The organism is uncultured Arcticibacterium sp. (assembly GCF_964021845.1).
Lineage (GTDB): Bacteria > Bacteroidota > Bacteroidia > Cytophagales > Spirosomataceae > Arcticibacterium.
The window spans coordinates 550,166-564,199 of record NZ_CAXHZC010000002.1; the positions used below are offsets into that span (position 1 = coordinate 550,166).

Here is a 14,034-nt window from a genome sequence, read left to right on the forward strand (position 1 = left end):
TAGCACCAATGAGGCTCCCATATAAATTATTTCAGCTTATTGTTCGGTCGTAAGTTCAATAGCCATCTTAACAGCTTCATATGCATTCACAAGCCCCCCAGTACTACTTAAAGAGCCAAAACGGCCTTCTTTCTCACCACCTGGCAATATCACTTCTTGGTCTTTTAATTTCACAGAAGATTGCAAAATTATTTCTTTCAACTGAACCGCTGTTAAAGTAGGAAAATAAGACTTTAACAATGCCGCTACCCCAGTAACTGCGGGGGCTGCCATACTGGTACCTTGCTTTTCGCCGTACTTTGAATCTGGTTCAGTACTGTAAATAGCTACTCCAGGAGCAAAAACATCAACCGACTTTTTACCATAATTACTAAAGTCGGCAACCATTTTAAGTCCATCTTCATAAGAAGAGGCTCCTACTCCAATCCAATTTTTGGCCTCACCACCTTTCTTGTAGTATTTAGTAGGATAGTGTGTTTCCACGTCCACATTTGCATTATCATTACCTGCAGCTGAAATTAGAAGTACATCATTTTCTTCAGCATATTTGATGGCATCATCTACCCATCCTTTTTCTGGAGAATAGGGCTTACCAAAACTCATGTTGATAATTTTAGCTCCATTGTCTACGGCATATCTTATGGCATTAGCCACATCTTTATCTCTTTCATCACCGCCAGGCACGGTTCTCACTACCATGATTTTGGCATCATTTGCCACCCCTTTTACTCCAAGTTCATTATTTCTATTTGCCGCTATAATTCCTGAAACGTGCGTACCATGTAGTGCTCTTGGCCCCCTAACCTCATTATTCCCATATTTGCCATACTCCAATTTGTCAGGATTATCTCCCACTACTGCTCTTGGGTTAATATCTGTATTATAATTGAAATTTAACTGGTCTTTAAAGTGCTCAATACCTTCATTAATTCCAGCTAAATCGGCTCCCATTTCATTCATTCTTAACCAATATTGTTTAGCCTGACGCACTCTCAAATCGACTTTGGAATCATCAATACCTTCTACTTCTGATTTACCAAAGGTTTCAACACCTAAAACATCACCTAAAATTTCTTCCGTAATAGTAAGATTCTCCTTAAGCGATTCATACATAGGAAGATACTGCTCCGCCTCTTTCCTATTTTCAGCTATCTCGCTTTTTATTTTTTGTAAAGTGTTGTACTCCTCTTTATACTTCCTGAGCAGTCTCTTTTTTGGATTCTCACCAAAAAGCTCACTATACTTAATAAACAACCTTGCGGCCTCTAATTGCTCTTGCTCTACATCTGTGCCGTCGGCCCCGCCAATAAAGTCCCAACCGTTTATATCATCTACAAAACCGTTGTTATCATCATCTTTTCCATTATTCGGAATTTCGCCTTCATTGACCCAAATCTTTCCTTTCAAGTCTTCATGCTCAATATCTACTCCGGAATCAACCACACCCACTATAACAGTTTTGCTAGTTCTATCTTTAAGAAGTTCGTTATAAGCTTTTTCTACACTCATTCCTCTAACCCCATCTTGTTCATAATCAAGATTAAACCAATTTGCTTTGGTTTTAAGGTCTTGGGCAGAGGCTCCCACAAAAAGGCACACACACAGCGAAGCTAAAATTGACTTCTTCATCCAGTTTTAATTTGTTGACTTAAAAATAAGTTGCGAATTACGTAATAAACTTTTAAGAATAAAAAATATTGTTAATATCCAATTCTTTTAAGTTTTGTTAAGATCAAAAAAAGCCCCCGATTTTCATCGAGGGCTTTCCGTCTAGAGAAAACTCTTAATTATTTCACTTTCACCACCACAGGACCATCTCCCTGAACAGGATTTGATAATACCTGAATACGAGAAGTGCTTATTCCTGCTTCATACAAAGCTCCTTGAAGCCCGTAGGCTCTATCTTCTGCTACACGGACTGAAGAACCCGTTCCTGCTATTTGAATTGATTTTGCCGGGTTGCTTTTCAAATAAGAAACCACATCATTCAAAGCCCCTTTACTTCTAATTTCGGCACTGTTACTTTTAAAGCTCAAACCATTTATTCCAGAAAAACTATTAGATTCACCAAGTTTTACCGACATAGGTCTGGTGTCCGAAGTTGCTCTTTCTGGCGTTACCGTAGGCTGCTTATTTTGGCTTGGTGAGGTATTTCTTGCTGGCTCAGGAGCACTTCTCACTGGAGTCTCTGTTTTGGGAGCTGTTTTTTCTGAAACCACTTTATTATTAGAAAATGCTGGACTATCAAAATCCTCATCTGCGTCTGTTTTAAGGTCAGCGTTGGATGCTGCATTTGCTCCTTCTTTAACAGATAGGTCATTTAAGCCAGTATTACCAGTAGAACCTATTGTTGCCATTTTATTTCTATCTGTCTCTAAGTTTTCAAACATCTTCTTTTCAGATTCGTAAAAGGAAGAATCTTTTGAACTGATTTCGTCCGCAGTTTTTGGAGTTCCTTGATATTTACCTCTAAAAGTATAAAACATAGCAGCCAAACCTAAGATGGCTAAAAACACCCAAGCCAACCAATTTATAGAACCTTCTGAATTTCCTTCTTTTTTACTTTTTTGTTTGTTAACTGTTTGAGATGGTTCTTTTACCACTGGAGCTGGAGCAATAGCAGGTGCTGGTTTTGATATTTCTGGGGTAGGTACATAAATTTCTTTTGGAGGTACAGAGGAAGTACCAGAGAAGCCTAAACTTCCCAAAAGAACTGCCGACGTACCAGCTTCCGTACTTAATCCAGCATTACTTAATTTCGCAGTAAATCCATCTAAATTTAGGCCTTCTGTTTTTATGCTTTTGCCTAAAACTCCTAATATGAGGGGGGCTGATAAACTAAAGAGAGAAGATGCTGATGTCTTACTTAAAGCACCTATTTCTGCAATTTTATCAATCAAAACACCTGCTTTACTATTAAAGAAATGGTTATTAATATTCTTCCCAATAGTAATTAAAAGCTGAACTTTATCAGGGTTGTTAAAAAGTCTTGGAAGATCGTCCGTTAAATCACCAGAGTGTCCGCCGTCATTAATAACTTTAAGAATTTTGGCAGCGTTTCCATCATTTGTTGACACTCCTTTTAAGCCTCCCAACATTGCATTTAAAGACAAATCCAAAGACTTGCTCACCGCTTCAGCAGATTCGCCTAAAAAATTGCTAATCTTCTCTATTTCTGCTACTCCAATCTTAGACTTTAAGCCATTTATAATTTCCATTATAGTATTTCAGTTCTGTCGAATTGATAAATTCATTCTTACTCCGTTTAAGAAAAACAAGAACTATGCCTAAAAGATTATGTAGAGCGGCTAATATATTTTTTATCTAAAGCTTATTATTTAGGCTTTCTAAAAGTTGACAGTACCTCTGAACCCCATACTTTATTTCACTGAGCTTTATAAACTCATCTGCCGAGTGAGATCTAGCCGATTCTCCCGGACCTAATTTAACTGTTTCAAAGGGCATTAGGGCTTGGTCTGATAGTGTAGGAGAGCCATAAGTTTTAAAACCTAAATCTGTGGCTACTTTAAGCAAAGGGTGACTAGGAGCTATACCGGATGAGTTTAATCTTAGTGACCTAGGTACAACCTCACAGTCCACGTTTTCTTTGATTATATCTAAACAATCTTGCAGGGAATAAGCATCCGTTACTCTTACGTCGACAGTAAACTTGCATGAATCTGGCACCACATTATGTTGACTCCCTGCATTTATAATGGTCAAAGACATTTTGACCTTACCTAGCGAAGGCGAAACCTCAGAAAATTCATAATCTTTAAACCACTCCATATCTTTCAATGCCTTGTAAATAGCATTTTCACCTTCCTCCCGAGCGGCATGGCCAGGCTTACCTTTGCTATAGCAGTCTAGTACCATCAGACCTTTTTCGGCAATGGCTAAATCCATGCTAGTAGGCTCACCTACTATTCCAAAGTCTATTTTAGGCAGCTTTGCCAAAAGTGCTTCCACACCATTTTTACCAGAAACTTCTTCTTCGGCAGAAGCCGCCAAAACAAGGTTATAACTCAAATCGGACCGGTAATAGAACTGCTCAAACGTAGCCATTAAAGAAACCAAAGGCCCTCCTGCATCATTACTACCTAAGCCATAAAGTACATCTCCCTCAATTATTGGAGAAAATGGGTCTTTGGTATAAGAGGCGTTTGGCTTTACCGTATCATGATGGCTGTTTAAAAGTATTGTCGGTTTTTCTTTATCAAAAAACTTATTCCGTGCCCATACATTATTAAGGAACCTTGAAAACGGAATGTTCCGCTCTCTAAAAAATTCTTCAATAGCCAGTGCTGTATTATCTTCTTCTCTACTTAAAGATGGTGTGGAAATTAGTTTTTGAAGCAATGCAATGGCTCCGTCAGTTATAGTGTTATCTATATTCATGGCTTTCAATCCTTTCTAAAACTTATTCTTTTAATAAACTTACATCAAAATTTGTGTCCCGGTTTCCCCTCTTTCTACGGCCGCCAAAAGCTCATTGGCTTCGCAAATAATAACCTTCTTAACTCCTTTATTAACTGCGTCAAAAGCGTTATCTAATTTTGGTATCATACCGTCATAAATTACGCCGCTTGCTTTATACTCCTCATAAAGCTTTGGTTTCAATACTGAAATCACAGAGTCATCATCCTCGGCATCTAACAAAACGCCTCTTTTTTCAAAGCAATAAATTAAATTAACCTCATGCTCTTCAGAGAGGGCCGTAGCAATGGCTGAAGCTTGTGTATCGGCATTGGTATTTAAAATACCGAAGTCTTTGTCAAAGGACAATGGAGCAAAAACTGGCGTAATCTTTTGACTTAATAAACTCGATACAAAAACTGCATTTACACTATCAATATCACCCACATAACCGTAATCAATAGTCTTTACTGCTCTTTTGTGAGCTTTTATAACGCACGCATCAGCTCCTGTTAGCCCTATAGCATTACAATCTAATGATTGAAGCGAAGCCACTATTTTTTTATTTATTAAGCCACCATATACCATGGTAACCACATCTCTCATTTCGGCATTGGTAATTCTTCGGCCTTCTACCATTTCAGTTTCTACGCCTAAATCCTTAGCTATTTTGGTAGCTACTTTACCTCCACCATGCACCAAAACTTTCTCACCAGAAAGAGCAGAAAAAGAAGTTAAAAATGCTTCTAATTTTGCATCATCATTGATAACATTTCCGCCAATTTTAATAATATTTATCACCATAATTACGCTCCTACTAAATCTACAAATTGAAATTTTTGACCATCAAAAAGCCCCTTATCAGAAAGTTTTAATGAAGGAATCACCAATAAAGCCATAAAAGATAGTGACATAAATGGAGCCGCTAATGTAGCACCGAGTACATCCTTTGAAAAACGGTCTATTTGCTCGTAATCTGCAGCTACTTCTTGCGGTTCTTTATTGCTCATCAAGCCTGCAATTGGTAAACCTAAGACACCCATTTTTTCGAGTGAAACGGCAGAAACTCCGCCCTTTTCTCTAATCACAAGATTGACAGCATCAGCAATGGCGGCATCATCAATACCAACTGCTATAATATTATGTGAATCATGAGCCACTGAAGACGCAATAGCTCCTTCTTTTAAACCAAAACCGTGGATAAAACCTACAGAAACTGGGCTCGCGGTATATCTATTATATACCACCAATTTTAAAATATCATTTTCTACATCTGCCACTATTTCTTTACCTTCCAGTTTCATGTCTCTTTTGATAAAGTCCGTTATTAGCTGCCCGTCATTTACTTTAATGACATTTATTTTCTTAAACGGATCATCGCAAAGTACTTTCAAGTTTTTGCTTTCCAGGTTTACTGCTGAAAAGTTATTGACTACCTTACTTTTAGTTTGAGGAAGCTTAGACTGCCCTCTTTCTGCTACCAGCTTACCGTCTATATAGGTTTCTTGAACATGAAAATCTCTTAAGTTACCCACTCTAATAAAGTCAGCTGGGTCACCTTCTAAAAGCAAACCTATTGGCAGTGAATAATGCTTTACTGGATTTAGCGAGGCCATCCTCAAAGCTTCAAAGAGACCTACACCTGCATCAATAGCCCTTGCCACCAAAGTATTTATATGACTTTTAATTAACTCGTCAGGGTGTTTATCATCAGAACAAAACATCATCTGATGAGACCATTCTTTTGCTAAAGGAATAAGTGCCTCAAAGTTCTTAGCTGCACTACCTTCTCTTATCAATATTTTAACTCCAAGCTTGAGCTTTTCTAAAGCCTCATCATACGTAAAACATTCGTGGTCTGTGCTTATTCCTTGGCTAAAATATTTGACAGCATCTTCTCCCCTAACTGCAGGTGCATGCCCGTCTATTGGCTTGCCTAATTGCTTGGCAATATTTAATTTTTCTATAACCTCCTCATCCTTAAATATTACACCGGGAAAATTCATCATTTCTGCCAAATAAGATATTTCTGGCATATTTAGAAGCTCTTCTATTCCTTTAGGTCCGATAACTGCTCCTGCCGTTTCAAAAGAAGTGGCTGGCACACAAGAAGGTGCACCAAAAGAAACTTTGAAAGGTGTTTGACGAGCATCTTCTATCATGTATTTGACACCATCAATGCCCAAAACATTAGCTATCTCATGTGGGTCAGAAACAGAACCAACTGTTCCGTGTGTCAAAGCTACTCTACCAAAAGAAGCTGGACTTAGCATAGAACTTTCAATATGCACATGAGCATCTACAAAACCAGGGAGCAAATAACTTTCCCCCTTCTTTTCTTCACCAAAATTCTTAATAGTAAATATTCTACCATCTTTCACAATGATTTCACCCCACAGAATGGTATTATCAAAAATATTTACAACGTTTCCTTGTATTACCTCCATATCATCATTTTAACAAATGGCAATTTAAGAATTATAATATCTAGAATTAGCCGTATAAACGAAAAAGGGTTGCTGAAATATATCCAGCAACCCTTCCTTCAAAATCTTTAAAATTTAATTAGCGACTTCGCTCAAAAACTTCACTCTAACCAGTCTTATGTCGTCTTCCGTCACTTCTTCATCATAATCCTCAAACTCGGCCAAAGCTTCGTCAACGGCATCAGATGCAGACGTCATAAAATAATCATAGAGGTCGTCTTGTTTGTCTTCATCCATTTCTTGCTCTAAGTAATAATCAATATTTAACTTAGTTCCAGAATAACAGATGTTTTCTATTTCTGTTAATAACTCATCAAAGGATATTTTTAGTGAATCTGCAATTTCTGGCAAACTTACTTTCCTATCTACTTGCTGAATAATAACAATCTTAGCTTTTGATTTATTAACGGCAGATTTTACTACAAAGTCTTGTGTAATTTCTATATCGTTTTCCTCTACATATTGAGAAATCATCTCAATAAACGCCTTACCAAACTTCTTCGCTTTTCCCATCCCTACCCCTTGAATCTGGGTAAGTGACTCAATATTTACAGGATAAACTGTAGCCATCTCTAACAAAGAAGGTTCTTGAAAAACAGCGTATGGAGGAATTCCGTTTGCGTTACCCACTTTTTTACAAAGTCCTTTTAGCATTTCTAAAAGAGCTTCGTCAGCAGCCGCACCTCCACCAGTAGGGGCGGATGATTGAATACCATCATCTCTACTTCCTTCGGCTTTTGAAAGGTCGTGGTCGTCACGCATTTCTATTTCATACGGTTTCTTCAAAAAGGCTCTTCCGGCATCAGAAAGTTTTATGACTCCGTAATTTTCAATATCCTTTTCAATGATACCATAAACCATCAATTGACGAATTACAGAAACCCATCTATCGGTTGGCCCAAACTTTTCTTTCTCGGTATCATCTTTGCCGTTAGGCTTAAAAAAATCTACTTTATCTCCTTTAAAATACTCAAGACCAGCACCAAACTCTTTAAGTTTATGATGGTCATGGCTTTCTATATAATCGTTTTTAGAAGTATTAGCGGTAAGTAAATCTGCAATATGCTGTAATGGGAATCGCTCTTCGGTAGCTAGAATAGTATTTAATGCTAAGGTGACTTCATCTTTGACAGTGAACGAACGTGTTTTGTTTTTACAGTTGTCACAAAAACCACAATCTTCGTCCATGTATTCACCAAAGTAGCCCAAAAGCTGTCTTCTACGGCAAACACCTAAAGTAGAATAAGAAACTATTTCCATCAGCAAAGCTTTGGCATTCTCTCTTTCTACTACAGTTTTATCTTTATTGAATTTCTCCAACTTTAAGACATCATCATATGCATAAAACATAAGACATGTTCCGTCAAGACCATCTCTACCTGCTCTACCTGTTTCTTGATAATACCCTTCTAAAGACTTAGGAGCGTCATAGTGCACCACAAATCTCACATCGGGCTTATCAATACCCATTCCGAAAGCAATGGTAGCACAAACTACATCGCAGTCTCCTTTCAGAAAGGCGTCTTGGTTTTTAATTCTAACATCAGGGTCTAGACCTGCATGATACGGCAATGCTTTTACGCCATTTACCGCCAATAAACTGGCTATCTCCTCTACCTTTTTCCTACTTAAGCAATATACAATTCCACCTTTACCCTTGTACTGACTCACAAATTGAATCAGTTGTTTTTTAGGATTCATCTTGGGTCTAACCTCATAATAAAGGTTGGCCCTATTAAATGAAGTTTTGAACAGCGTAGAATCATCCATGTCCAGATTCTTCTTGATATCCATTTGCACCTTTGGAGTGGCCGTGGCTGTCAGAGCTATTATTGGAAGGTTGATATCAATGCTTTCTATGATGCTTCTAATCTTTCTGTATTCGGGTCTGAAATCATGCCCCCATTCAGAGATACAGTGTGCTTCATCTACTGCTACAAAAGACAGTTTCGCCTGTTTCAGAAAAACAAGGTTATCTTCTTTGGTAAGAGACTCCGGTGCTATATAAAGCAGCTTGCATTCACCACTAAGTACATCTCTTTTTACTCTAGTCATTTCTGACTTATTGAGTGTTGAGTTTAAAAACTGAGCGTTTATGCCAAAAGCCACCATTTGATCAACCTGATTTTTCATCAAGGCAATCAAAGGACTAATAACCACAGCCGTGCCGTCTAGGGTAATTGCTGGTAATTGGTAACATAAAGATTTACCAGCACCAGTGGGCATAATCACAAAAGTGTTTTGTCCTGAAACTACACTGTGAATAATTTTGTCTTGTTCTCCGCGAAACTTGTCAAAACCAAATACGTCTTTTAGGTTCTGCTTAAGTTTGTTTTCTATTTTAATATCAATCATGATAAATCACTAAGTACCTGCTCCATTACATCCATATTTCAGGGATGCAAAATTCTTCTTTCTAAATTTAGCCAAAAAAAATCACTTTTTAAAGTAGTTTCTGACTCAATTCACCTCATGAAGCTTTAAATATTTTGCTGACAAAGATTTTATACTTTTGTCAAATAATTATTACTAAAATTTATAAGTGGATACGAAATTAAAGAAAAAAATTACCGACTTAGCCATAAATGTCTTTGCTGCTGAGTCAAGGGCAATAGATTCTTTGAAAAATACAATTGGAGAAGAGTTCACAAAAGCTATAGATCTGATTATCAACACCAAAGGCAAGGCTGTTATTACAGGAATTGGCAAAAGTGCAATAATTGCCCAGAAAATATCTGCTACTTTTAATTCTACTGGTCAAAGTTCTGTTTTTATGCATGCCGTAGATGCTCTTCATGGTGACTTAGGAATATTGGACAAAAACGATGTTTTAATTTGTTTATCAAAAAGTGGAAATAGTCCAGAGATAGTAAACCTTTTACCTTATATAAAGGAAGTTGGCTCACCCCTTATCGCCATTACAGGAAATAAAGACTCTGCATTAGCCACAGCCGCAAATTGCACTTTAGATGTATTTGTGGAAAGAGAAGCTTGTATTAATAATTTAGCTCCCACATCTTCCACCACCACAGCCATGGTCATGGGAGATGCTCTTGCTGTATGTTTAATGGAGGTTCGAAATTTTGACGAAAATGACTTTGCCAGAAACCATCCCTCAGGAACATTAGGCAAAATCATGCTATTAAAGGTGGCCGATTTATATACAAAAAATGCAATCCCTAAAGTTTCAGAAAACGACAGTATTAACCAAGTTATTCTAGAAATAACGTCTAAAAGACTAGGAGCCACAGCTGTAATAAACGGCACAAACGACCTTGTAGGAATCATTACGGATGGTGACCTGAGAAGGATGCTAGAAAAGCATGAAAACTTCAGCAAACTTAAAGCGAAAGATATCATGGGCAAAAGTCCAAAAACTATTGCACCTGAAGTTTTAGGTACAAAAGCACTCGCATTTATGCGAGAGTGCAGCATTACGCAGCTCATAGTTTCCGAAGACAAAAAACTACTTGGTTTTATTCATTTACACGATTTACTTAAAGAGGGATTGACCTAGGCAGTGACATTACGGAATTTTCTTCTTTTTTTTGTTGAATAGTCTTAAACACGAATATGCGTCAAACAGATTTTTTAGTCATAGGTTCTGGAATAGCTGGTCTTAGCTTTGCTTTAAAAGCAGCAAAAAAAGGTAAAGTACTGGTGCTAACCAAAGTAAATGCCGAAGAAACCAATACTAAGTATGCTCAAGGCGGTATTGCAGCCGTATTTAACCCAGAGGTAGATACGTATGAGAAACACATTAGCGACACACTGATAGCTGGTGATGGATTATGCGATAGAGAAACTGTAGAAGTAGTAATAAAAGAAGGCCCTGACAGAATTCGTGAATTAATTGACTACGGTGCAAACTTTGACAAAGACGAAGACGGCTCTTACGATTTGACCCGTGAAGGTGGTCATTCGGAAAAAAGAATTCTTCACTATAAAGACATTACTGGCTGGGAAATAGAAAGAGCCTTACTGGAAGAGGTTTCTAAAAACCCTAATATTGAAATACTAACCCATTACTATGCTGTTGAAGTTATTACACAACATCACTTGGGAATTGAGATTACACGTGAAACTAAAGATGTTACTTCTTACGGGATTTACGCTTTAGATGTGAACTCTGGGAAAGTAGAAAAGATTCTATCAAAAATGACACTCATGGCTACTGGTGGAGCTGGTCATATTTATGCAGCTACTACTAATCCGGTGATAGCTACGGGAGACGGTATAGCGATGGTTTATAGAGCAAAAGGCAAGGTGAGAGACATGGAGATGATTCAGTTTCATCCTACTTCGCTTTATAACCCAGGTTCTTTTCCTAGTTTCCTGGTTACGGAGGCTGTTCGTGGTGAAGGTGGTGTCTTAAGAGATAAGAATGGCAGAGAATTCATGTACGACTATGACGAACGTGGCTCCTTAGCTCCTCGTGATATAGTAGCACGATGCATAGATGCGGAGATGAAGAAATCGGGAGAAGAGTTTGTTTATTTAGACATCACACATAAGTCTAAAGAAATGATTTTAGACCATTTCCCTAACATTTATGAGAAGTGCCTTAGTATTGGTATTGACATGACAAAGGATTACATCCCAGTAACTCCTGCCGCACATTATTTATGTGGTGGAATCATGGTTGACATAAATGGTCAGTCAAGCATATCAAATCTATTTTCTTGTGGCGAATGTTCTTCTTCTGGGCTTCATGGGGCCAATAGACTTGCATCAAACTCACTGGTAGAGGCTGCCGTATTTGGAAATAGAATAGCTCAAAAAGCACTTGAAAACATCGAAGGTGTAGAGTTCAATATGCAAATTCCAGACTGGAATGAATTTGGAGCAGAGCAACCAAAAGAAGCTGTACTGGTAACACATAATTTAAGAGAGTTACAACGAATGATGTCTGATTATGTAGGTATAGTTCGTTCTGATTTCAGATTAGAAAGAGCTATGAGAAGGCTCCATTTGCTTCAAGAAGAAACGGAAGAATTCTACAAAAAAACTAAACTCTCCGTAAAGCTCTGCGAACTCAGAAATCTTATTTTATGTGCCGAAATGGTCATAAAATGTGCTCAAATACGTAAGGAAAGTCGAGGGCTCCATTTCACTACAGATTATCCATATAAACTCGGTGGAAAACCAGAAAACTCCGTTTTATAAAAGCACCAAGTATTATAAATAGAGGTCAGATATCCACTGCCCTCCATCCAATAAGTTTTTTACTAAAAGTAACGGTTACTTTGCCTTGCTAGATGCCATTTAGTACCTTCAAGACAATTTCAACCCAAAATACTTTATGCAGGAATTTCTTATATACTTAAAACTTGGTTATCAGCATATAACAGATTTAAATGGCTTTGACCATATTTTATTCATTATTGCACTTTGTGCTATCTCTTCCGTAAAACAATGGAAAAGTGTTTTAATTTTAATTACTGCTTTTACTCTTGGTCATTCCATTACACTGGCTCTTTCTACCACCGGTTTAGTTAATGTTAATTCTGAGCTTATTGAGCTTCTTATTCCTATAACCATACTGATCACCTGTGTGGTCAACTTTTTCCATAAATTCAAAAAGAGCATTTATACCGAACCAAAAAACAAGCAATTTATCAGGTATGTCATTGCTTCTCTTTTTGGATTGATTCATGGGCTCGGCTTCTCCAATTACCTAAGAAGTTTACTCGGAGCTGAGAATAGCATAGTTAAACCTCTACTAGCCTTTAACATAGGTTTAGAGTTTGGTCAAATAATTATTGTAATGGCCATCTTACTAATAAACTTCCTCATGATTTCCATACTTGATTTAAGAAGAAAAACATGGAATTTAATTCTTAGCGGAATAGTATTTGGCATGACTCTTATGATGATTATAAATGCTGCCTGACTAAAGAACTATTGAAACCTAAACGACCTATTGAATAATGCAATCAAGAAGAAAAGCTTTAAAGACCTTGGCTACACTACCAGTTTTGATGTATTCATCAAAACTTTATGGTCAATCGGCAGAATGCTTCAACCTAAAAACTAGCCTTAATGCCTTTTCTTTTAACAATCCCCTAACAAAAGGTGAGATTAATTTATTTCAAGTTATTGACTACTGCGTAAAACAGAAATTTGATGCTATAGATATTACAGGTTATTATTTCCCAGAGTACCCAAAGGTTCCTTCTGATGATTACATATTTGCTATCAAAAAGAAAGCACAAGATAATGGATTGGAAATAAGCGGAACAGGTGTTAGGAATGATTTTACTAATCCAGATAAAACGATAAGAAATGAGCACATTCAGCTGGTAAAAAATTGGATACAAGTAGCTCAAAAGCTCGGAGCACCCGTTATTAGAATTTTTGCAGGAAATGACATACCCGATGGTTATACTTGGGAAGAAACGGCAGAATGGATGGTGGAAGACTTTAAAGAATGTGTAAACTTTGGCAAGAAACACGGGGTGGTGGTAGCCGTTCAAAATCACAATGATTTTATCAGAACACCAGAGCATGTGCATTATCTTTTTAAGAAAGTGGACAACCCTTGGTTCGGACTTATAATGGACACTGGTGGATACAGAAGTGGCAAAACCTATGAAGACATTGCGAGTACTATTAAGTATGCTGTCAATTGGCAAATCAAAGAAAAAATCTTTGTAAATGGGCAAGAAATGGATACCGATATCCCCAAACTACTAGATGTTATTAAAAAATCCTGTTATAAAGGATATATCCCAATTGAAACCTTAGGAGATGGCGATGTAGGGCAAAAAGTAACTGCCTTAATGGAGAAAATAAGAAAAAGCCTTTAAATCAAAATTTGGTTTAGTCTTATGTAACATAAGACTAAAACCTAAAAAAATCACAAACATAAAAACACACTTACTCAGAAGAAATTCAAGGGTTCACTTTGAAACAAAAACAACCTGTAGTTTTTTCTGGATTACAGTTACTTAAAATAATTAAGGTAAAAACTATATTCATACTGAGAAACTTACACTTTATCGGCAGAAAAACTAGTCAAGTCTAAAGCTCATCTCTAAAAAGTTTATTTAAGCCTTTTACTTCATATTTACGTACTTTTGTAAATAACTACTGCACAGAATATAAGTTACTCTAAAAGTGACTTTTTCTA

General features: G+C 37.1%; 10 protein-coding genes. 4 read left to right on the forward strand and 6 right to left on the reverse strand.

Going from position 1 to position 14,034, the window contains the following annotated elements:
* Positions 1-36 precede the first annotated feature (36 nt).
* The 6 genes from AADJ06_RS09090 to AADJ06_RS09115 all read right to left on the reverse strand — a co-directional run bounded on the left by AADJ06_RS09090 (position 37) and on the right by AADJ06_RS09115 (position 9,257).
* Positions 37-1,629 carry a S8 family peptidase gene (locus tag AADJ06_RS09090; RefSeq protein WP_341226119.1) on the reverse strand — a complete coding sequence of 531 codons (1,593 nt, stop codon included), beginning with the start codon at positions 1,627-1,629 and terminating at the stop codon, positions 37-39.
* Positions 1,630-1,787: 158 nt separating this feature from the next.
* On the reverse strand, positions 1,788-3,218 hold the full coding sequence (locus tag AADJ06_RS09095) for a DUF937 domain-containing protein (RefSeq protein WP_341226120.1): 1,431 nt from the start codon (positions 3,216-3,218) through the stop codon (positions 1,788-1,790).
* Between the two features lie 106 nt (positions 3,219-3,324).
* Positions 3,325-4,398 carry a M20 family metallo-hydrolase gene (locus tag AADJ06_RS09100; RefSeq protein ID WP_341226121.1) on the reverse strand — a complete coding sequence of 358 codons (1,074 nt, stop codon included), beginning with the start codon at positions 4,396-4,398 and terminating at the stop codon, positions 3,325-3,327.
* Positions 4,399-4,437: 39 nt separating this feature from the next.
* Positions 4,438-5,220, reverse strand: coding sequence for an acetylglutamate kinase (gene argB / locus AADJ06_RS09105; protein WP_341226122.1), 783 nt, complete (start codon positions 5,218-5,220; stop codon positions 4,438-4,440).
* A 2-nt stretch (positions 5,221-5,222) separates the two neighbouring features.
* Entirely contained in the window at positions 5,223-6,863 is a 1,641-nt protein-coding gene (ade, locus tag AADJ06_RS09110) for an adenine deaminase (protein WP_341226123.1), read from the reverse strand.
* Positions 6,864-6,977: 114 nt separating this feature from the next.
* A complete protein-coding gene (locus tag AADJ06_RS09115; protein ID WP_341226124.1) occupies positions 6,978-9,257 on the reverse strand; it encodes an ATP-dependent DNA helicase RecQ in 2,280 nt (759 codons plus the stop codon).
* A gap of 187 nt (positions 9,258-9,444) precedes the next feature.
* On the opposite strand from AADJ06_RS09115, the gene AADJ06_RS09120 reads away from it, so the two are divergent.
* The 4 genes from AADJ06_RS09120 (at position 9,445) to AADJ06_RS09135 (ending at position 13,711) form a co-directional block, all read left to right on the forward strand.
* Positions 9,445-10,419 carry a KpsF/GutQ family sugar-phosphate isomerase gene (locus AADJ06_RS09120; protein ID WP_341226125.1) on the forward strand — a complete coding sequence of 325 codons (975 nt, stop codon included), beginning with the start codon at positions 9,445-9,447 and terminating at the stop codon, positions 10,417-10,419.
* Between the two features lie 56 nt (positions 10,420-10,475).
* The gene (gene nadB / locus AADJ06_RS09125) at positions 10,476-12,068 is read left to right on the forward strand and encodes an L-aspartate oxidase (RefSeq protein WP_341226126.1); all 1,593 of its coding nucleotides are present in this window, start codon (positions 10,476-10,478) and stop codon (positions 12,066-12,068) included.
* 136 nt (positions 12,069-12,204) lie between these two features.
* Positions 12,205-12,795 carry a HupE/UreJ family protein gene (locus AADJ06_RS09130; protein ID WP_341226127.1) on the forward strand — a complete coding sequence of 197 codons (591 nt, stop codon included), beginning with the start codon at positions 12,205-12,207 and terminating at the stop codon, positions 12,793-12,795.
* A gap of 37 nt (positions 12,796-12,832) precedes the next feature.
* Complete coding sequence (locus AADJ06_RS09135; protein WP_341226128.1) at positions 12,833-13,711, forward strand: sugar phosphate isomerase/epimerase family protein; 879 nt, start codon at positions 12,833-12,835, stop codon at positions 13,709-13,711.
* The last annotated feature ends 323 nt before the right edge of the window (positions 13,712-14,034 follow it).

What these genes read in the sequence shown, in the direction of transcription:
- ade (WP_341226123.1), bottom strand. Translation starts at nt 6,863, where the DNA reads ATGGAGGTAATACAAGGAAACGTTGTAAATATTTTTGATAATACCATT.
- AADJ06_RS09130 (WP_341226127.1), top strand. Translation starts at nt 12,205, where the DNA reads ATGCAGGAATTTCTTATATACTTAAAACTTGGTTATCAGCATATAACA.
- AADJ06_RS09095 (WP_341226120.1), bottom strand. Translation starts at nt 3,218, where the DNA reads ATGGAAATTATAAATGGCTTAAAGTCTAAGATTGGAGTAGCAGAAATA.
- nadB (WP_341226126.1), top strand. Translation starts at nt 10,476, where the DNA reads ATGCGTCAAACAGATTTTTTAGTCATAGGTTCTGGAATAGCTGGTCTT.
- AADJ06_RS09115 (WP_341226124.1), bottom strand. Translation starts at nt 9,257, where the DNA reads ATGATTGATATTAAAATAGAAAACAAACTTAAGCAGAACCTAAAAGAC.
- AADJ06_RS09135 (WP_341226128.1), top strand. Translation starts at nt 12,833, where the DNA reads ATGCAATCAAGAAGAAAAGCTTTAAAGACCTTGGCTACACTACCAGTT.
- AADJ06_RS09100 (WP_341226121.1), bottom strand. Translation starts at nt 4,398, where the DNA reads ATGAATATAGATAACACTATAACTGACGGAGCCATTGCATTGCTTCAA.
- AADJ06_RS09090 (WP_341226119.1), bottom strand. Translation starts at nt 1,629, where the DNA reads ATGAAGAAGTCAATTTTAGCTTCGCTGTGTGTGTGCCTTTTTGTGGGA.
- argB (WP_341226122.1), bottom strand. Translation starts at nt 5,220, where the DNA reads ATGGTGATAAATATTATTAAAATTGGCGGAAATGTTATCAATGATGAT.